Below are 17,687 nucleotides of genomic sequence, written 5' to 3' on the forward strand. Positions count from 1 at the left end.
TCAGCGCAGGTGCTCTCCCACGCGGTGCAGGATCATCGCCATGGAGACGGCCCCGGCGTCCGGAGTGCCCAGGCTCTTCTCCGCCAGCGGCCGGGCACGGCCGACCGCCGGGCGCAGGTCCCGGGTGGTCTCGGCGGCCCGGGTGGCTTCGGCGCTGGCCTCGGACCAGGCGGTGGCCAGCGGATCGCCAGCGACGACGGCGGCCTCGAGAGTTTCGACGAAGGGCACCAGCGAGTCCAGCAGGGTCTTGTCGCCGACTCGGGCTCGACCCAGCTGCTGCATGGACTCCTGGAAGGCGCGCACCGCCGCGGCGGCATCCTGCGCCGAGTAGGAGTCGGCGTCGTCGTCGAGCGTGGCCGCAGCGGCCTCCAGGGCCGCGCCCCACAGCACCCCGGAGGTGCCGCCGGCGTCGTCGGCCCAGGCCCGTCCACCTGCGCGGATCACCTCGGACGCGCCGGCATGTGGGGGAACCTGCTCCACGGCGGCCAGGGCGGCAAGGACGCCGCGCAGCATCCCTCGGCCGTGGTCTCCGTCCCCGGCGACGGCGTCGATGCGGCCCAGCTCCTCGGACTTCTCCTCCAGCAGCACGGCCAGGTCGGCGGCCGCGGCGCGCACCTGGGCGGCCAGATCCTGCCCTGCCTCGCCGGCCACGGGGACCTCGGCCTGCGGCGCCTGGGCGGTGACGCTCGTGCGGGCGCCGGTGCCGGCCGGCAGCGCGGAGGCCACCCGCTTGAAGGCAGGTGTGTAGGCGTCGGCGGTCCACCAGCGCTCCAGGTCCTCGTCCAGCCACATCAGGGTCAGCGAGCAGCCGCCCATGTCCAGACTGGTGACCAGTTCGCCGATCTCGGGCTGGACCACCTCGTAGCCGCGGTCGCGCAGCAGCGCGGCCACGGTGCCCCAGACCAGGAACAGCTCCTCGTACTTGGTGGTGCCCAGGCCGTTGAGCACAGCGGCGACGCGTGTCCCGGCGCCGGCAGGCGCTTCCGCCAGCACGCGCTCCACGAACAGGGCGGCGAGCTCCTCGGCGCGCAGCATCGGCACGTCCTTGATGCCGGGCTCGCCGTGGATGCCCAGTCCCAGGCCCAAGTGGCCTTCGGGGACCTGGAACAGCGGTTCCTCGGCCCCGGGCATGGTGCAGCCGGAGAAGGCGACACCCAGGGTGCGGGTCATCGCATTCGCGTGGTTCCCGGCGGCCTCGACGGCGTCGATGTTCAGACCCTCGGCGGCGGCGGCGCCCAGCACCTTGAACACGGTGAGGTCACCGGCGATGCCGCGGCGCTTCTCCGGCTCCTCGGCGGAGGCGATGTCATCGGTGACCACCACGACGCGGGCGTCGATTCCCTCGGCGGCCAGGCGCTGGGTGGCCAGGCCGAAGTTCATGGTGTCCCCGGCGTAGTTGCCGAAGGTGAAGATCACGCCCCGGCCGTTGTCCGCGGCGCGGCCCACGGAGCAGGCGCGGCTGGCCGAAGGGGAGGTGAAGATGTTGCCGATCACGGCGCCGTGGGCCAGCCCGGGGCCCACCAGGCCGGAGAAGGCCGGGTAGTGTCCGGAGCCTCCGCCGACGACGACGGCGACCTCAGGGTTGGACTGCGGCGCTGTGGAGACCACTCCGCCGTCGACACCGTGGAGGCGGTCGGAGAAGGCGTCGAGGAAGCCGGCGAGCTGATCCTCCATGAAGCTGGCCGGGTCATTGAACAGAGTGGTCACGGCGGGGGTCTCCTTGGGCGGGATGGCGAACGGATGCGTGGGAGGGGCGACGACGGCGGACCGGCCGGTGTGGCCGGAGCCGCCGTCGTCGTGCGGTCATCGTGTCGAGGCGGTCCGGGGGTCGGTCTGGGCAGGTGAGCCGCCCTGCGGGTCCACCGGCAGAGGCTGCGCGGGGTCGACCGCCTCCTCGGTCAGCGGCACCTGCCGGCGGCCGAAGAGCTTCCCGTGCTTCTCCTTGATCTCGTCCTGGGGGACCTTCAGATGGCGGATCATGACGAAGGCGCAGGCATAGAGGGCGACGAAGATCCACACCACCAGCGAGTTGCGGGCGAAGTCGCTCATCCCGATCCAGCTGGCGACGTTGAACACGATCGCCACCACGGCGGAGCCGACGAAGATCGCACCACCAGCGGCGGTGGTGTACATCGCCATGGCGGCCCCCCGATGGTCGGGGGCCAGGGCCGGCATGATGGCGCCCATCGGGACGAATCCGGCCAGCAGGCAGCCGAAGATGCAGCCGGCGACCACCGAGAGGACGTAGCCCCAGGTGGATCCGGGCGGCACCATGTGGGGGACGTACCACCACAGCAGCAGGCCGACGGCGGACCCGGTGATGCCGAACCACTTCACGGTCCGGCGCCAGCCCCAGCGATCCCCGATGGCGCCGAAGACGGCGTTGACCAGGATGTTGGTGGCGTAGACGGCCACGGTCATCGCCAGCCAGCGCGACTGGCCCCAGCCCAGGGTCGTGGAGATCACCACGGGCAGCATGATGAACATGCCGAACTGCGGGGCGGTGTTGATCAGGCGGATCATGAAGCCCATCGCGACCCGGCGGTTGGTGAAGGTCAGTCGGATCCCGGCGGTGAGCACCTGGGAGGCGGACTCGCCGGCCGGGGCCAGCCGGTGCCGGCCGCGCTCGTCGCGGATCCCGAAGTGGGCCAGCAGGAACCCGAGCGCGACCAGTCCGCCGGCCAGCCACATGGCGCCGGTCTCTCCGACGCCGCCCTCTCCGCCGCCGCCGAAGGCTGGGATCGCTCCGAGGGCGACCAGCGAACCCAGCGTGGGGAGGCCGCCGGTGTACATCACGTAGAACCAGCCGATCGCCGTGGAGTTCCTCTCCGGCGGGGCGGTGATGTTGACCCAGACGATGAAGGCGAAGGCGAACATCGGGAATCCGAAGCCGCGCAGGAAGTAGGTGATAGCGGCCAGCTCCAGGCTGCCGGCGGCCAGGGAGACCAGGAACAGCACCTGGAAGACCACGAAGATCACCGCACCGGCGGCCATGATCCGACGGGGTCCGAACAGGTCGGAGAGCGACCCGCCCAGGTAGGAAGCGATGAGCACCGAGACGGAATGACCGGTGATGATGGCTGAGACGGTGGCCTCGGGGGAGCCGAGCACCTCCACCATGTGCGGGGTGAGGATGTTGGACTCCACTCCGACACCTGTCATGACCAGCAGCAGGCCGAAGAAGCCGAAGCGCAGCACGTGGGGCATGCCCAGCCGGTCCAGCCGGGACTCGTCGGGGTGGCCCGCAGGCAGCGGGCCGGCGCTCGCCGTGCCGGAGGTGCGGGACGTCGTCGAGGTGCTCATGCCTCACCGTCCTGGAGGTTGTTCGCCGTGCCGGCAGGGACCGGGCCGTTGGGCAGGATCGAGACCTTCACCGACTGGCCGGAGGAGTCGGCGACCATGTTCAGAGCGTCCTGGAAACGCTCCAGCGGGTACTGGTGGGTGCAGATGCGCTCCATGGGAAGCTTGTCGTCCTCGATCAGCTTGATCGCCGCGGGCCAGCAGTGCGGGCCGAGGTGAGCTCCGAGGACGTCGAGCTCCTTGTCGTCGGAGATGATCGACCAATCCACGGAGGCCTTGTCCTTGAACACGGAGTACTCCACGAAGCGGCCCAGCTTGCGCAGCAGGTTCAGGCCCTGGCCGACGGCGGAGGGGTGGCCGGTGGCCTCGATGTAGACGTCGGCGCCGTAGCCGCCGGTCAGCTCCTTGACCTTCGCGACGGCGTCCTCCTCGGCGATGTTGATGGTGACGTCGGCTCCGCAGGCTCTGGCCAGCTCGAGCTTCTCCTCGACCATGTCCAGGGCGATGATGCGCAGCGGGTTCTTCTGCCGCGCCCCGGCGATGGCGGAGAGGCCGATGGGTCCTGCGCCGGCGATCACCACGGTGTCCTCGAACTGGATGCCGCCGCGCTCCACGGCGTGCATGGCGCAGGAGAGCGGCTCGGAGAAGGCCGCGAACTGGCCCGGCAGGTCGGTGGAGACTGGGTGGGTCAGCGCCTGCACGGGGATCAGCACGTACTCGGCCATGGCCCCGTCGAAGCCTTTGAATCCGAACATGTCATGGGGCTCGCACATCCAGTAGATGCCGCGGCCGCAGTAGAAGCAGTCGCCGCAGGGGACGATCTGCTCGCAGGCCAGACGGTCGCCGAAGGCCACGCCGCGGGACTCCAGCGCGCCGTCTCCGGCGGCGACGACGGTGCCGACGAACTCGTGCCCGGGGATGCGGTCCGTCTCGGCCCAGGCGTCCTTGTGCTCGCCGCCCCAGAACTTCTCGGCGCCGTGGTAGCACTTCAGGTCCGAGGCGCAGACGCCGACGGCGTCGGTGCGCAGCAGCAGCTCGCCCGGCCCGGGAGTGGGCACGGGGCGCTGCTCGAGCCGGTAGTCCTCCGGGCCGTGGACGACGACGGCACGCATGGTGCCGGGGATCTCGACGCCGGGTGCCGTCGTGGTGACGGGGGAGAGGCTGGGGGCGGGGGTGGAGGTGGTGGTCATGGTGAGTGTTCCTCGCTGGTGGGCGGATGCGTCATCGCGGCCGGCCGGCGTCGTCCTCGGGCGGGGCGGCGGGCCGGAGGTGACCGGCGGGCCGGTGGGCGAGCCCTGGGGCGGCGTCTCCGGTGAGCGGAGCGTCACGTGTGGTAGGTCACGTGAGACCATAGTAACGGGGTCGGAACAAACGTCAAGCACATATGTTCACGCATGCAGGGGTGACGGACGATACTCTGGTGAGAGTCACATCGACCGGCGAAGATCCGCGATCCACCAGGGATCGGAGGCCTGAGGTCGACACCTGTCGGACCGAGCTGGAAGGCGCATCAGTGGACCGAGACCCCACCCCGGCGCCGCCGGGAGGCGATCAGGAGTCCGGGCTCGACGAGCTCGATCGGCTCTACCGCGCCGCCCAGATGTACTACGAGCAGGGTGCGACGCAGGCCCAGGTCGCCGAACAGCTGCAGGTCTCCCGCCCCTCCATCAGCCGGCTGCTCGGCGAGGCCCGTCGCCTGGGCATCGTGGAGATCCGTGTCCACCGGCCCACCGCCGTCGGCTCCGACGACCTCCGCCGCACCCTGCAGGAGCTGCTCGGACTCCATGAGGTGCATCTCGCCCCCGGTGATCAGTCCCACCGGCTCGGACCCGGACTGGGCCCGGCGACCCGCCATGCGCTGGCCGACACCCCGCTCAGCGCCGGCGACGTCATGCTCATCTCCTCCGGAGCGACCACCTACGCGCTGGCCCAGCAGCGCCTCGGCGACTTCAGCGGCGTCGTGGTCGCGCCCACTGTGGGCGGTCAGGCCGAGCCTGACGCCTGGCACCAGACCAACGAGGTCGTCCGCGCCTTCACCGTCACCTCCGGGGGCTACCCGCACTACCTCTTCGCCCCCTCCATGCCCTCCCCGGCGCTCCTCGAGGCGCTCCAGGACGACCCTGGCTACCGGCAGATCGTCGACGATTGGCGCTCCGCCAAGGTGGCGCTGGTCGGGGTGGGCGCCCCCGCCTCGACCCGGGCCTCGATCGCCCGGTCCGTGCCGCGGGATCACCCCTCCCTGGTCCGGTCGGTGGGGGACGTCTGCCTGGCCTTCTACGACGACGACGGCCAGGAGGTCGCTTTCCCCGGAGGCGAGCGGATGGTCCGCATCCCCGGAGACACCCTCAAGGGCGTGCCCACCCGGATCGCCGCAGCGGCGGGAGCGCAGAAGGTGCCCAGCATCATCGCCGGAGCCCGGGCCGGCTGGTTCAACATCCTGGTGACCGATGAGGCTACCGCCCGCGGCATCGCCCGCGCGCTGAAGCGCTGAGGAGCTGCCTCTCCTGCGTTGCCTCTCCTATGTTGCCTCTGCGGTTTGCGCCCTTAAGGGGCCGATCCGCGCGTCATAAGGGCGCAAACCGCAGAGGCAACGGGGTGGGGCGTCCCGGGACGGGGATCTAGCATGGGCGCATGAGTACCCCTGCCACTCAGCACCTTGACGACGACGGCGCCCGTGACGCCGACACCCCCTACGAGGATGGCGCGCGCCCCCTGTACTCCGCCGCCGTGGTCAACATCGGAGGCACCTCGGGGCGCGTCTGGGCCGAGGGCGGTCCGTCGCTGCCCACCGCCTCACCGTTCGACACGGATCGTCCGACAGGGTCGAACGGGAGCTCGGAAGTGGGCGCCGATCCCGAGCAGCTGCTCGGCATGGCCTGGAGCACCTGCCTCAACGCCACCCTGGAGGTCGTGCTGGCCGAGGCCGGCATCGAGGCGCGCTGCACCGTGCGGGTCGACGTCGACCTCCACCGTGAGCCGTCCGGAGCGGGCTATCGGTTCGTCCCCCGCGCCGTCGCCGCCGTGGAGGGGATGAGCCCGGATCAGGCCCGCCCTCATGTGGCGGCGGCCCACGCCCGGTGCCCCATCTCGAAGCTGCTCACCGGAGTTCCAGGGGCGCCGGCGCACCCGCCGGTGCAGGTGGCGGAATTCTCTGCGCCCGCCCCGCGTTGAGACGGGGCGTGGACTCACCAGCACAGACCCGGGCGCGAGACCTGCCCGCACAGGCGCATCGCCCAGCCGATGGACGGGGCCCTCGGGCAGGGCGCCCCCTATGATCGAGCTCCAACACGTCACCAAGACCTACCGGCGCCAGGGGGCCGGACGCCGCGGCCCGGAGCTCCACGCCCTGCGGGGCATCGACCTCACCATCCAGGATGAGGAGATGTTCGGCGTCGTCGGCGAATCCGGGTCGGGGAAGTCCTCCCTGCTGCGGATGATCAACCACCTCGAGGCGCCCACGGCAGGCCGCGTGCTGGTGGACGGGGTCGACCTCGCCGCGCTCAGCCCGCGGGCCCGGCGCGCCCGGCGCCGCCGCATCGGCATGGTCTTCCAGCAGTTCAACCTGCTGGCCAACAAGACAGTCTTCGACAACGCCGCCCTGCCGCTGCGCCTGCAGCGCCGCCGGGAGCGGGACCGGGTGATGCAGATGTTGGACTTCGTGAACATGGCTGATCACGCGCACAAACACCCCAGCCTGCTCAGCGGCGGGGAAAAGCAGCGGGTGGCCATCGCCCGGGCACTGGTGACCGAGCCGGGGATCCTGCTCTGCGACGAGCCCACCTCCGCCCTGGACGACCACCACACCGAAGAGGTCATGGAGATCCTCGGCCAGATCCGGCGCGAGCTGCGCACCACGATTGTGCTGGTCAGCCACGAGCTCGACGTCATCAAGGCCTCCTGCGACCGAGCGGCAGTGCTGGAGCGGGGTCGCCTCACCGCGGTGGCCGACGTCGTCGCCCCGCCGCCGCGGGAAGCCTTCGCCACCTACGCCGAACGGGCCCAGAGGTACCTCGCATGATCGGGGAAGGCATGTTCGGGGAAGGCATGATCGCGGGCGCCCTGACGGCCCAGGGGAGCGGCGAGGGGATCCTCGCCGAGGTCGCCGGCTCCTTCGACGAGCTCACCGCCAGCCTGGGTGCTTATCGCGGGGAGATGCTCCAGGCCATCTGGGAGACCGGGCTGATGCTGGGCAACTCGCTGCTGGCCGCGGTGCTGCTGGGGCTGCCGATCGGCACCTGGATGTACCTCTCCCGGAGGAACGGGCCGCAGCCCCGGCACGGGCTCTACGCCGTGCTCAACGGCTATGTCAACGTGGTCCGCTCCGTGCCGTTCCTGCTGTTCGTGGTCGCACTGATCCCGTTCACCCGCTGGCTGGTCGGGACCTCCTTCGGCACCACCGCGGCCTCGGTGCCGCTGGCCTTCGTCGCGGTGGCGCTCTATGCCCGCTGGGTGGAGCAGACCCTGCTCGACGTGCCGCGGCAGACCGTGGAGCTCGCCGACGCCCTGGGGGCCAGCACCCTGCAGCTGATCACCCGGTTCCTCTACCCCGAAGCCCGCTCCGGACTGGTGCTGAGCCTGACCACGGTGACCATCTCCATGGTCTCCTACTCCACCATCATGGGAGTGGTGGGCGGCGGAGGAGTCGGCGACTTCGCCATCCGCTACGGGTACCAGACCTATGAGTACGAGATCATGTACGCCACCATCCTGATCATGATCGTGGTGGTGATGCTCCTCCAAGGGACCGGGACCTGGATCTCGCGGCGCATCGACCGCCGGGTGCCCTGACCGCCCTGACCGCCCTGACCAGCCTGGATCCTCCGATCCACCCGCACCGCCCACATCCGAAGAAGGAGACCATGTCATCTAGTCCCCGCCCCCGTCCCACCTCCCTCTCCGCCCACGGCTCCGCCCGGTTCCGTGCATTCCTCCGGCCGCTTGCCGTGCTCGCCGCGGGTGCACTCCTGCTCACCGGCTGCGCCGAGGGCGGAGACACCACCGGTGAGGGGGCCGGAGGCGACGCCGGGTCGGACACCACCATCCGGGTGGCCTCGCATATGCCACCGATGACCGACGTCGTCGAGGTCGCCGGAGAGGTGGCCGAGGAGGAGGGCTGGACAGTGGAGCTCGTCCAGGTCAGCGACAACGTCCAGTACAACCGGCTGCTGGCCGATGGCGAGGTGGACGCGAACTTCGCCCAGCATGAGCCGTACATGCAGGCCTTCAACGCCGAGCACGACGCCGAGCTGACCGCCCTGGCGCCGATCTATGACGCGAAGGTGGGCTTCTACTCGGCAGAGTTCGACGACGTCGCCGACATCCCCGAGGGCGCACAGGTCGCCATCCCCAACGACGCCTCGAACGAAGGGAGGGCACTGGCGATCCTCGACGAGCACGGGCTGATCAGCCTGGCCGAGGGTGTCGGCTTCGAGGGGCGGATCTCCGACATCGAGGAGAACCCGAAGGACCTCGAATGGGTGCAGGTGGACCTGCTGAACCTCTCCTCGGCCTACGAGGAGGACGGCATCGCGTTGGTCTACAACTATCCGACCTACATCGCCCGGGTGGGGCTGACCCCGCAGGACGCGATCCTGCTGGAGGAGACCGTGGACCAGCGCTTCGCGATCCAGCTGGTGGCCCGTGCCGAGGACGCCGACACCGAGAAGATCGAGGTGCTCGAGCAGGCCATGACCTCTGACGAGGTGCGTGACTTCCTGGAGGAGGAGCACAGCGAGACGCTGCTGCCCGCGTTCTGATCCTCCCGGGAGACTGCTCAGCTCAGGTCAGCGTCAGGGCATCTTGGCCAGGATGCGGGTCACCGTCCGCCAGGTGCGGGTGGTGATCTGCTTGCCGAAGGCACGCTCCAGCCAGACCATCACGTCCGGGGTCTTCGCCGCGGTGGTGTCGGTGACGGACAGCACCGCGGCCGACGGCTCATGATGGCCGAGCAGCTCGGTGGTCGACGACGGCGGCGTCGGCAGGTCCACGGTGTCCTGGACCGCGGCCGGATCCTTCAAGAACGTCGCCAGCAGATAGGTGGCCCGGGAGTGTTCCCGCTCGCCGAAGGGTGCGGCCTGCACCAGCGACTCCAGCTCCGCTCGGCTGCGCAGCACGGTGCCTCCGTCGATGCCCAGGGCTTCGTGCAGCGCGGCCTGGATGTGTGCTTCGGCACTGGCCCGCTCGGGGGAGCCGAGCGCGCCGCCGTCGTGCGGGACTTCACCGGAATCGGCGCTGAAGATGATGTTGCCGCTGGAGATCACCGAGGCGACGTCGTCGAACCCCAGATCCGTGAAGACCGCGCGCAGATTCTCATTGCGCATGTTCGGGCTCCCCGGTCCGATGCCGCGCAGCAGCGCGCACCACGAAGGACCGGTGGTGGGATCGTGAGAGCTGGCCGGAGCCGGGGCTGCCATGGGCACAGACTACCGGTGCCCGACGGGGAGCAGGAGCTTCCCCGCCGGGCACCGGCTGAGACGTGAGAGCGGTCAGACGGGGACGGTAATCGCCGCGCGCAGCGCCTGGGCGGCTGCGCCGATGTCATCGGCCGAGTAGATGGCCCCGCCGGCGACCGCGATCTGCGCGCCCGCGGTCTGCACATCTGCGACAGTGGAGGCGCTGACCCCGCCGGCCACGGAGAACGGCACACCGGAGGCCCGCCCCGCGGTGAGGAGGTCATCCAGTGAGTAGCCCTCCTGAGCCTGTTCGTCGAGACCCGCGTGCATCTCGACGAGCTCAGCCCCGAGCTCCACGACCTCCTGGGCGCGGCGTGCCTTGTCCTTCACCCCGATCAGGTCCACGACGACGCCCTTGCCGTGGCGGCGGGCGGCTTCGACGGCACCGACGATGGTGCTGTCGTCAGCGGTGCCCAGCACGGTGACGAGGTCGGCGCCGGCGGTGAAGGCGATCTCGGCCTCCAGGGCGCCGGCGTCCATGGTCTTCAGATCGGCGAAGACGACCTTGTCCGGGTGAGCGTCCTTCACGGCGGTGACCGCGCGGAGCCCTTCGCTCTTGATGAGCGGGGTGCCGAGTTCCAGGATGTCGACGTGAGGGGCCGCCGCAGCGGCCCACTCCAGGGCCTGCTCGGTGGTGAGGGTGTCCATGGCGAACTGGATCTTCATGAGAGTTCTCCTTCAGAGTCTGTCGGGGTGAGCGGCGAATTCAGGCGGTTCGGGGGTGGATGTCATTCCAGATTGGCGTGGCGCGGCCAGAGGTCGTCACCGGTGAGGCCGCTGCGCTGCCACAGGGCGTGGAACAGCGCATCTCCGAGCACGACCAGGCCCTGTTCGAAGAGGCTTCCGGCGTACTGCGCCGAGATGCTCCCGCTGCGATCGAGCTTCGCCGCTGCGGGCACCTCCACCGTCACCTCGGCGAGCTGCGCCAGCGGCGACTCTGGTGTGGCGGTGAGCGCGGCGACCGTCGCACCGACGGACCGCGCCTTCTCGGCGGCCTGCAGGATGCCCGTGGTGGTTCCGGAGCCGCTGGCCACCAGCAGGACGTCCCCGGCCCGGATCGCTGGGGCGGTGATCTCGCCGACGACGTGGGTCGTGAGTCCCAGGTGCATCAGCCGCATCGCGGTCATCTTCAGAGCCAGACCCGAGCGACCCGAGCCCAGGACGAAGACCCGCCCAGCCCCCGAGACGACCGCGGCCAGGTCCTCCAAAGTGCGGCCGGCGAGCGTCAGGGTGTCAGAGCTCCGGGCAAGCTCGGAGGTGATCTCCTGCAGCGCACTGCCGACGGTGGTGTGCGTGGTCAGCGTGATGTTCGCGTTCATGGAGACGATCCTGCCCACCGGCCGGGCAGCGCACCATCCCTCGAAGGTCCAGTGACACTGCCCGTTCGGCCAGGACTGCTCGGACGGGCAGGTCGGCTAGCCTGTGGGGCATGACGCAGGATCCGACGCAGGACCCCCACGAGCTGCCCGCGCCCGCGGATCGTCGCCACGCCTCGCAGCACGCCCGCTCCGTCTCGGAGCTGGCGGATCGGCAGGCGGTGACGCTGGAGACCATTCTGGCCGCGCTGCGCTCGCCGCGGCTGGGGGACCGCGAAGCGCGGGAGACCGCGACCGGCATCGCCGCCGCCGCGCTGGTGGAGGCGCGTTCCTCCGCGCGGCAGGGGGCGGACCTGTTGGAGCCGGTCACCGGGGCCTTCGGGCGTCTGAAGGCCGAGCTGCGCCCGCTGGTGCGTCATGGCCGCGTGGAGGTGGAGTTCGTGGAGCCTCCGCCCAACGGCCGGGCGCTGCCCGGAGATGTGGCCCAGGCGGCACGGGCGATCGTCCGCAGCGCCGTGCTGATCGTCGTCGACTCGTCCGAGGCCCGCCGCGTCCGGATCCATTGGGACTGCGACGGTCTGCACCTGCTGATCCACCTCCGCGATGACGGGGCCGGGGAGCTCCGTGCCCATGACGACGCGCTCCGCCCGATCGCCGAGCATCTGAGTGCGCTCGGCGGCAGGATGGAGGTGGAGTCCACGCGAGGGTGGGGCACCGAGATCAGCATCGCCGTCCCGCTGGACCCGGCACCGGCGGCGCTTCCGTTGGAAGATCTCGCGGAGCTGAGCCCCCGGGAGGCCGAGGTGCTGCAGCACCTGGCCCGTGGTTCGCGCAACGCCGAGATCGCGGGCGAGCTGGGGATCAGCGACCACACCGTCAAGTTCCACATCTCCAAGCTGCTCCGCAAGACCGGCACACGGAACCGCGCGGAGCTCATCGCGCTGCTGCGCTGAGGGGCATGGGAGCGAGACCAATGACCCACCAGATCATCTCGACCAGGCAGCTGGCCCCTGCCCCGTGGAAGAACGGACTGGGCACCACGCGCGTGATCGCCACCGAGGAACCCCGCCCCGTGGAGTCCCGCCCCATGGGTCCAGAGGTCGACGCCGGCGGGCCGGGGCCGGGATTCCTCTGGCGGCTCAGTCTCGCGGATCTGGTGGATGACAGCGCCTTCTCCGCGCTGCCAGGGGTGGACCGGGTGTTCACCCTCGTCACCCCGGGCCCGATGGAGCTGCACGTCGGCTCCCGGGCGCACACGTTGACCGGGCGGTCTCAGGTCTCCTTCGCCGGAGAGGACCCTGTCCGCGCCGTGCTCGGCCAGGCAGGGCCCCAGCAGGCGCTGAACGTCATGGTCGATCGATCCCGGGCCCGCGGTGAGGTGCGCGTCGAGCACCTCGCGGCCGGCTGGTCGGCGCTGGACCCTGCCGACGTCGCGATCTTCGTGCTCTCCGGGTCGGTGAGCCTCCGAGACGGGGGAGAGCTGGCCCAAGACCAGACTCTCCGGCCGCATGGTCCGGCTCGCATCCATACGGACGGGTCAGCAGTGGTGGCCCGTGTCCGGGTCCGGGATCAGGTCGCGGGGCATGAGGGGGTTCGCTGAGGGGAATCGATGGACTCGTCAGCAGGTTGAGGCAGGTGTGCTCGTCGTCTTGCGTCATGTGCGGCGGGCCAGCGCCTGCCGGCGTGCTACGTTCACTAGCCGTCCGGACAGCTCGTCCATGACCACACACCTCGGGGGAAATCTGATGACTCACCGCCGCGTCCTGCCCGCCGCCGCGATCGCCGCACTGCTGATCTCCACGGCCGCCTGCAGCGCCGATGACACCGCCGACGTCGGCGAGGACACTGACGAGGAGTCCGCCGCCGGGCTCACCCTGGAGGACGTCCAGGAGGAAGGCACCCTGACGGTCGGCACCGAGGGCACCTACCGGCCCTTCTCCTACCATGAGGGCGGCTCCGGGGACCTGACCGGCTACGACGTCGACATCGTCACCGCCGTGGCCGAGAAGCTGGGGGTGGAGGTCCAGTTCGAGGAGACCCAGTGGGACGCCATGTTCGCCGGGCTGGAGTCCGCGCGCTTCGACGTCGTCGCCAACCAGGTCTCCGTCACCGAGGACCGCCAGGAGTCCTACCTGTTCTCCGAGCCCTATACCGTCAGCAACGGGGTCATCGTCACCCTGGCCGACAACGAGGAGATCACCAGCTTCGAAGACCTCGAGGGCAAGACCACCGCGCAGTCGCTGACCAGCAACTGGTACGACCTCGCCGTCGAGGCCGGCGCCGACGTCGAGGGTGTGGAGGGCTGGGCCCAGTCGGTGACCCTGCTGGAGCAGGGCCGGGTGGACGCCACCATCAATGACAAGCTCACCTACCTGGATTACCAGGCCACCGAGGACAACGAGAACATCGCGATCGCGGCCGAGACCGATGACCAGTCCTTCGCCGCCCTGACCTTCCGGCAGGGCAGCGAGTCGCTCGTGGAGGCCGTGGACGAGGCGCTCGCAGAGCTGGCCGAGGACGGCACGCTGACCGAGATCAGCGAAGAGTACTTCGACGCCGACGTCTCGCAGTGATCGGGGGCGGTGTCCATGGAGTGGTTGTCTGAGCTCGACTGGGAGCTCGTGGCAGATTCCTTCTGGCCGATGCTCAGAGCCGGCCTGACCGGGACCATCCCGCTGACCCTCGCGAGCTTCTCGCTGGGACTGATCCTGGCGCTCGTCGTCGCGCTGATGAGGATCAGCAGCATCCGTCCCGTCTCCTGGATCGCGCGCGCCTACATCTCTGTCATCCGCGGCACCCCGCTGCTGGTGCAGCTGTTCGTGATCTTCTTCGGCCTGCCCTCGGTCGGGGTGACCATCGACCCCTGGCCCAGTGCGGTCATCGCATTCTCGCTGAACGTGGGCGGCTACGCCGCCGAGGTGATCCGTGCGGCGATCCTCTCGGTGCCGGTGGGGCAGTGGGAGGCCGGGTACACCATCGGCATGTCCCGGGTGCAGACACTGCGTCGGCTCATCCTGCCGCAGGCCGCCCGGGTCTCGGTGCCGCCGTTGTCCAACACGTTCATCTCCCTGGTGAAGGACACCTCGCTGGCCTCGCTGATCCTGGTCACCGAGATGTTCCGCGCGGCTCAGCAGATCGCCGCGTTCAGCCAACAGTTCATGGTGCTCTACGTGGAGGCCGCAGTGATCTACTGGGTGTTCTGTCTGGTCCTCTCCTCGGGCCAGATGCGCCTGGAGAGGAGGCTGGATCGATATGTCGCCCGCTGAACCCTCCGCCGTCGAGCCGTTCGGAGGTGCGCGCCCTGGCGCCGCGCTGCTGCGCGTGTCCGGGCTGAACAAGTCCTTCGGAGACCATGAGGTGCTGCGCCACATCGACCTGCAGGTCGACGCCGGCAAGGTGCTGGCGCTGATCGGCCCCTCCGGGTCCGGGAAGACCACGGTGCTGCGCTGCCTCAACGGGCTGGAGCGTCCCGACGCCGGGGTCATCGCCTTCGACGGCGGCCCAGAAGTCACCTTTGGCCCGCGCACCAGGCGCCGGGAGAAGGAGTCCCTGCGCACGCGCAGCGCGATGGTGTTCCAGGGCTACAACCTCTTCCCGCACAAGACAGTGATCCAGAACGTCATCGAAGGCCCGGTGCAGGTGCAGCGCCGCCCCAAGGCGGAGGCCATCGCCGACGCCGAACGGCTGCTGGGGAGGGTGGGTCTCGCCGAGAAGCGGGACCAGTACCCGCACCAGCTCTCCGGCGGCCAGCAGCAGCGGGTGGGGATCGTCCGAGCCCTGGCGATGAAGCCTGCCCTGCTGCTCTTCGACGAGCCCACCTCCGCCCTGGACCCCGAGCTGGTGGGCGACGTGCTCACCGTGATCAAGGAGCTGGCTGAGGAGGGGTGGACCATGGTCCTGGTGACCCACGAGCTGGCCTTCGCCCGGGAGGTCGCCGACCAGGTGGTCTTCATGGACGGCGGGGTGGTCGTGGAGGAGGGACCGGCCAGCGAGGTGCTGCGCCGTCCGCGCCGGGACCGTACCCAGCGGTTCGTCCACCGGCTGCTGAACCCGTTCTGAGGGTGGTCCGGAGACTCTCCTCCTCGATCTGCACCCTCACATCACGTCTGCACTACGAGATCTTGTGGTGCAGACGTGATTTGTGCGTGCAGAACGGTGCCAGCATGCGGTGATCAGCCCGTGGTCAACAGCGCACCGTGCGGCCGATGCCCCGAACCGGTGCGCGTCTGGCCGTGCGCGATGACATGGCCTGTGGGAGAGTAGCCAACACTCAGAGTGAAGGCGACTTCCTGTACTCCGAGAGGGGTGGCCCGGATGGACCGCAGTGGGGCGGCGATCCTAGCTGCGATCGTGGCAGTAGCGTGTTTGTCTGTGGCTGCTTGTCAGGCATGGGGGAGTTCCATCGAGGACATCGAGGCCCAGGAGTTCACATTCCTGACCATCGATATCAGCGGTGATGACGGGCATCCGGAAGCCCTCTTCGTCGGTGAGGTCGGCATCGACGAGGCCGGTTGTCTCTACGGTGCCGCCGATGGCACTGACTATGGGGTGATCTTTCCCGAGGGGACCGAGGAAGATCCTGGAGGTGGAATCAGTCTGCCGGATGGTGTGCCCCTGCCCATCGGTGAGGGTGTGGAACTGTCCGGGGGATACTTCGATCCACCGGTGAGCGATGACGTCGACTGTGCGGACTACCCGCAGATGTTCCTGGTGAATCCGGAGCAGCAGAACTCGTGAGGCGTGTGACTCCCAGAGTCGGGTGCGGCGAAAGGCTCCGACACGTGCCGATTCTGGATATCAGCGGGTGGCGAGTAGCGCACCGTGGATCGGCTGCTGAAGCCGTTCTGAGGGGGCTCCGGACGCCCTCCTCCTCGACCTGCACACGTGAATCACGTCTGCACTATGAGATCTTGTGGTGCAGACGTGATTCGTGTGTGCAGAACGGTCTCAGCATGCGGTGATCACCGGGTGGCCAGCAGTGCGCCGTGCAGCCGATGCCCCGAACCGGTGCGCGTCGATGTGTGGGTCGCCGTCAACCCTGCCGCTTCGACCTCGGCTGTGAGGGTGTCCATGGGCCAGTAGTAGGCGGTCGTGACGGCGTGGTCGAAGGGCTCCACTGTCGGGCCTATGAAGAACCCCAGCGCGAGACCGCCTCCGGGGCGCAGGCATCGGGCGAACTCGGTCAGGGGTGCGCCGATGTGTTCAGGGGCGGTGTGGATGAGTGAGTACCAGGCCAGCACGCCGCCCAGAGTGCCGGAGTCCACGCTCAGGCGCTCCGCCCGACCGACGCGATACCGTCCGTCGGGATACGTGTCCCGCGCGCTCTCGATGAACTCCCGCACGGGGTCGACGCCGCACACCTCGACCCCCATGCTCCGGAGCAGCTCCGTCCACTGCCCGGCCCCACATCCGACGTCGATCACCGGGCCGTCGAGACTCCCGGCCCACTGGCGGATCAGCGACACATCGTCATGGTGCGCCTGGGTGATGCTCCCGAGCGCGGCAATGTACTCCTCGGCTCGGGTCCCGTAGGAGGTGCGGACAGATTCGAGAGTCATGACCTTCGTCAGGGAAGGTCGTGGCTGCGCACGATGGACCGAATGACGGGCAGCATCGAGCGGGCTGCTTCGTCGGCCTCATCGATGATGGCGGTGACGTTCACGAGTTCGGCGTCAGAATCCTCGATGAGCTTCTTCGCGGCCGCAGCCTGACTCCCTGTCTCGACCCAGTCGTCGACAAGGGAGACTCGCACACCAGGACCCAGGTGATCGGTCCTGATCGACAGGGTCTGAGCCCTGCCCCGGTAATCGGGACTGCTCTCGACGGTCGCCGTGTCGCCGGGAAACAGCGCGCCGCCCTTACGAATGGGAGTGAACCCGATGCCGAGTGTCAGGGCGACCATCGGCGCGAGGACCAAGCCCCTGGCTTCGATCCCGGCGGTGACGTCGGGCTTGTCCGTTGCGCTGAGGCGAGCCAACTCGGACACGATGGAGTCGAGAGAGGACGCATCACGCAACATGTTCCAGGTGTCGGCGTCGCCCTGCACCCAACGGAAATGGTGAAGGACGTTCGCGTGCGCGGTCGTGGCGTCTGCGAGCATGAGGCCATCCTATGCGCAGGTTCCAGCGGCCTCTGCACCGAATCACGCCGTGTGCTGCGCCAATGCCTCCCGCATCTCGGCGGGCAGGCGGCAGGGGCGGCCGGTGTCCCGGTCCACGGTGACGATCCGGGTGGTGGCAGTGACCCGCGGCTCGGTGTCACCGTCGGCGAGGATCCGGTAGGCGATGTCCAGGCTGGCGCCGGCGAGCTTGGCGATGCTCATCTCCACCGTCACCGGCGCGGTCTGATAGTCGATCTGCCCCAGGTACCGGATGGTCACCTCGGCGACCACGGACCACACCGGGGAGTCCGCGGTCAGCGGCGGGAAACCGCCGTCGCCGTCATCGGTGGTGCGCCAGAAACCGCGGGTGCGAGCCTCCTCGAGGATCCGCATCACCGCGGCGTTGTTCACATGTCCGAAGGCGTCCTGGTCGCCCCAGCGCAGCTCGATCGGAACCCGCACGCTCATCCGTCGCCTCACTTCCTGTCGGACATCCGGACCGACGCTGGTCAGGGTAGC

Annotated in this window: 20 protein-coding genes; 11 read left to right on the top strand and 9 right to left on the bottom strand. The window is 69.5% G+C overall.

From position 1 onward, the window contains the following. From ODE13_RS08910 to ODE13_RS08920, 3 genes are all read right to left on the bottom strand, one after another. Window positions 1–1,707 (bottom strand): dihydroxyacetone kinase family protein, encoded by a 1,707-nt coding sequence (locus ODE13_RS08910; RefSeq protein WP_322478955.1) that lies wholly within the window; start codon window positions 1,705–1,707, stop codon window positions 1–3. Window positions 1,708–1,803: 96 nt separating this feature from the next. After that, window positions 1,804–3,303, bottom strand: a complete 1,500-nt coding sequence (locus tag ODE13_RS08915) for an RbtT/DalT/CsbX family MFS transporter (RefSeq protein ID WP_322478956.1) — start codon at window positions 3,301–3,303, stop codon at window positions 1,804–1,806. Further along, complete coding sequence (locus ODE13_RS08920) at window positions 3,300–4,490, bottom strand: zinc-binding dehydrogenase (protein ID WP_322478957.1); 1,191 nt, start codon at window positions 4,488–4,490, stop codon at window positions 3,300–3,302. The genes ODE13_RS08915 and ODE13_RS08920 overlap by 4 nt, the downstream gene beginning before the upstream one ends. Window positions 4,491–4,813: 323 nt before the next feature. On the opposite strand from ODE13_RS08920, the gene ODE13_RS08925 reads away from it, so the two are divergent. From ODE13_RS08925 to ODE13_RS08945, 5 genes are all read left to right on the top strand, one after another. Continuing rightward, window positions 4,814–5,791, top strand: a complete 978-nt coding sequence (locus ODE13_RS08925; RefSeq protein WP_322478958.1) for a sugar-binding transcriptional regulator — start codon at window positions 4,814–4,816, stop codon at window positions 5,789–5,791. A gap of 140 nt (window positions 5,792–5,931) precedes the next feature. Then, a complete protein-coding gene (locus ODE13_RS08930; RefSeq protein ID WP_322478959.1) occupies window positions 5,932–6,471 on the top strand; it encodes an OsmC family protein in 540 nt (179 codons plus the stop codon). Between the two features lie 100 nt (window positions 6,472–6,571). Then, window positions 6,572–7,318, top strand: coding sequence for a methionine ABC transporter ATP-binding protein (locus ODE13_RS08935; protein WP_322478960.1), 747 nt, complete (start codon window positions 6,572–6,574; stop codon window positions 7,316–7,318). After that, window positions 7,315–8,088 carry a methionine ABC transporter permease gene (locus tag ODE13_RS08940; protein ID WP_322478961.1) on the top strand — a complete coding sequence of 258 codons (774 nt, stop codon included), beginning with the start codon at window positions 7,315–7,317 and terminating at the stop codon, window positions 8,086–8,088. Before ODE13_RS08935 ends, ODE13_RS08940 begins: the two co-directional genes overlap by 4 nt. Before the next feature lie 71 nt (window positions 8,089–8,159). Further along, window positions 8,160–9,056, top strand: coding sequence for a MetQ/NlpA family ABC transporter substrate-binding protein (locus ODE13_RS08945; RefSeq protein ID WP_322478962.1), 897 nt, complete (start codon window positions 8,160–8,162; stop codon window positions 9,054–9,056). Between the two features lie 33 nt (window positions 9,057–9,089). Here the strand turns inward: ODE13_RS08945 and ODE13_RS08950 are convergent, their stop codons facing one another. From ODE13_RS08950 to hxlB, 3 genes are all read right to left on the bottom strand, one after another. Continuing rightward, window positions 9,090–9,713 carry a DUF1697 domain-containing protein gene (locus tag ODE13_RS08950; RefSeq protein WP_322478963.1) on the bottom strand — a complete coding sequence of 208 codons (624 nt, stop codon included), beginning with the start codon at window positions 9,711–9,713 and terminating at the stop codon, window positions 9,090–9,092. A gap of 72 nt (window positions 9,714–9,785) precedes the next feature. Beyond that, complete coding sequence (gene hxlA, locus ODE13_RS08955; protein ID WP_322478964.1) at window positions 9,786–10,418, bottom strand: 3-hexulose-6-phosphate synthase; 633 nt, start codon at window positions 10,416–10,418, stop codon at window positions 9,786–9,788. Between the two features lie 62 nt (window positions 10,419–10,480). Further along, complete coding sequence (gene hxlB / locus ODE13_RS08960) at window positions 10,481–11,071, bottom strand: 6-phospho-3-hexuloisomerase (protein ID WP_322478965.1); 591 nt, start codon at window positions 11,069–11,071, stop codon at window positions 10,481–10,483. Window positions 11,072–11,181: 110 nt separating this feature from the next. Here hxlB and ODE13_RS08965 point away from each other — a divergent pair, with 110 nt between their 5' ends. From ODE13_RS08965 to ODE13_RS08990, 6 genes are all read left to right on the top strand, one after another. Then, window positions 11,182–12,021 carry a helix-turn-helix transcriptional regulator gene (locus tag ODE13_RS08965; RefSeq protein WP_322478966.1) on the top strand — a complete coding sequence of 280 codons (840 nt, stop codon included), beginning with the start codon at window positions 11,182–11,184 and terminating at the stop codon, window positions 12,019–12,021. A 20-nt stretch (window positions 12,022–12,041) separates the two neighbouring features. After that, entirely contained in the window at window positions 12,042–12,668 is a 627-nt protein-coding gene (locus ODE13_RS08970) for a HutD family protein (protein ID WP_322478967.1), read from the top strand. 145 nt (window positions 12,669–12,813) lie between these two features. After that, entirely contained in the window at window positions 12,814–13,641 is an 828-nt protein-coding gene (locus ODE13_RS08975; RefSeq protein ID WP_179541971.1) for an amino acid ABC transporter substrate-binding protein, read from the top strand. Between the two features lie 15 nt (window positions 13,642–13,656). Continuing rightward, window positions 13,657–14,334: an amino acid ABC transporter permease gene (locus ODE13_RS08980; protein ID WP_179541972.1), complete on the top strand. Its 678-nt coding sequence runs from the start codon at window positions 13,657–13,659 to the stop codon at window positions 14,332–14,334. Next, complete coding sequence (locus tag ODE13_RS08985) at window positions 14,321–15,127, top strand: amino acid ABC transporter ATP-binding protein (RefSeq protein WP_322478968.1); 807 nt, start codon at window positions 14,321–14,323, stop codon at window positions 15,125–15,127. The genes ODE13_RS08980 and ODE13_RS08985 overlap by 14 nt, the downstream gene beginning before the upstream one ends. Before the next feature lie 246 nt (window positions 15,128–15,373). Continuing rightward, window positions 15,374–15,805, top strand: coding sequence for a hypothetical protein (locus tag ODE13_RS08990; protein ID WP_322478969.1), 432 nt, complete (start codon window positions 15,374–15,376; stop codon window positions 15,803–15,805). A 224-nt stretch (window positions 15,806–16,029) separates the two neighbouring features. Here ODE13_RS08990 and ODE13_RS08995 read toward each other — a convergent pair whose 3' ends face one another. The 3 genes from ODE13_RS08995 to ODE13_RS09005 are packed head-to-tail and all read right to left on the bottom strand — an operon-like array spanning window position 16,030 to window position 17,636. Then, window positions 16,030–16,626, bottom strand: coding sequence for a class I SAM-dependent methyltransferase (locus ODE13_RS08995; protein ID WP_322478970.1), 597 nt, complete (start codon window positions 16,624–16,626; stop codon window positions 16,030–16,032). A gap of 8 nt (window positions 16,627–16,634) precedes the next feature. Continuing rightward, window positions 16,635–17,168, bottom strand: a complete 534-nt coding sequence (locus ODE13_RS09000; protein WP_322478971.1) for a phosphoribosyltransferase family protein — start codon at window positions 17,166–17,168, stop codon at window positions 16,635–16,637. A gap of 42 nt (window positions 17,169–17,210) precedes the next feature. Then, complete coding sequence (locus tag ODE13_RS09005; protein ID WP_322478972.1) at window positions 17,211–17,636, bottom strand: thioesterase family protein; 426 nt, start codon at window positions 17,634–17,636, stop codon at window positions 17,211–17,213. Between the last annotated feature and the right edge of the window lie 51 nt (window positions 17,637–17,687).

This window comes from Nesterenkonia sp. HG001 (genome assembly GCF_034438835.1).
In the GTDB taxonomy this organism is placed as follows: Bacteria; Actinomycetota; Actinomycetes; order Actinomycetales; family Micrococcaceae; genus Nesterenkonia; species Nesterenkonia xinjiangensis.

What these genes read in the sequence shown, in the direction of transcription:
- ODE13_RS08915 (WP_322478956.1), bottom strand. Translation starts at nt 3,303, where the DNA reads ATGAGCACCTCGACGACGTCCCGCACCTCCGGCACGGCGAGCGCCGGC.
- ODE13_RS08920 (WP_322478957.1), bottom strand. Translation starts at nt 4,490, where the DNA reads ATGACCACCACCTCCACCCCCGCCCCCAGCCTCTCCCCCGTCACCACG.
- ODE13_RS08930 (WP_322478959.1), top strand. Translation starts at nt 5,932, where the DNA reads ATGAGTACCCCTGCCACTCAGCACCTTGACGACGACGGCGCCCGTGAC.
- ODE13_RS08935 (WP_322478960.1), top strand. Translation starts at nt 6,572, where the DNA reads ATGATCGAGCTCCAACACGTCACCAAGACCTACCGGCGCCAGGGGGCC.
- ODE13_RS08940 (WP_322478961.1), top strand. Translation starts at nt 7,315, where the DNA reads ATGATCGGGGAAGGCATGTTCGGGGAAGGCATGATCGCGGGCGCCCTG.
- ODE13_RS08945 (WP_322478962.1), top strand. Translation starts at nt 8,160, where the DNA reads ATGTCATCTAGTCCCCGCCCCCGTCCCACCTCCCTCTCCGCCCACGGC.
- ODE13_RS08950 (WP_322478963.1), bottom strand. Translation starts at nt 9,713, where the DNA reads ATGGCAGCCCCGGCTCCGGCCAGCTCTCACGATCCCACCACCGGTCCT.
- hxlA (WP_322478964.1), bottom strand. Translation starts at nt 10,418, where the DNA reads ATGAAGATCCAGTTCGCCATGGACACCCTCACCACCGAGCAGGCCCTG.
- hxlB (WP_322478965.1), bottom strand. Translation starts at nt 11,071, where the DNA reads ATGAACGCGAACATCACGCTGACCACGCACACCACCGTCGGCAGTGCG.
- ODE13_RS08965 (WP_322478966.1), top strand. Translation starts at nt 11,182, where the DNA reads ATGACGCAGGATCCGACGCAGGACCCCCACGAGCTGCCCGCGCCCGCG.
- ODE13_RS08970 (WP_322478967.1), top strand. Translation starts at nt 12,042, where the DNA reads ATGACCCACCAGATCATCTCGACCAGGCAGCTGGCCCCTGCCCCGTGG.
- ODE13_RS08975 (WP_179541971.1), top strand. Translation starts at nt 12,814, where the DNA reads ATGACTCACCGCCGCGTCCTGCCCGCCGCCGCGATCGCCGCACTGCTG.
- ODE13_RS08980 (WP_179541972.1), top strand. Translation starts at nt 13,657, where the DNA reads ATGGAGTGGTTGTCTGAGCTCGACTGGGAGCTCGTGGCAGATTCCTTC.
- ODE13_RS08985 (WP_322478968.1), top strand. Translation starts at nt 14,321, where the DNA reads ATGTCGCCCGCTGAACCCTCCGCCGTCGAGCCGTTCGGAGGTGCGCGC.
- ODE13_RS08995 (WP_322478970.1), bottom strand. Translation starts at nt 16,626, where the DNA reads ATGACTCTCGAATCTGTCCGCACCTCCTACGGGACCCGAGCCGAGGAG.
- ODE13_RS09000 (WP_322478971.1), bottom strand. Translation starts at nt 17,168, where the DNA reads ATGCTCGCAGACGCCACGACCGCGCACGCGAACGTCCTTCACCATTTC.
- ODE13_RS09005 (WP_322478972.1), bottom strand. Translation starts at nt 17,636, where the DNA reads ATGAGCGTGCGGGTTCCGATCGAGCTGCGCTGGGGCGACCAGGACGCC.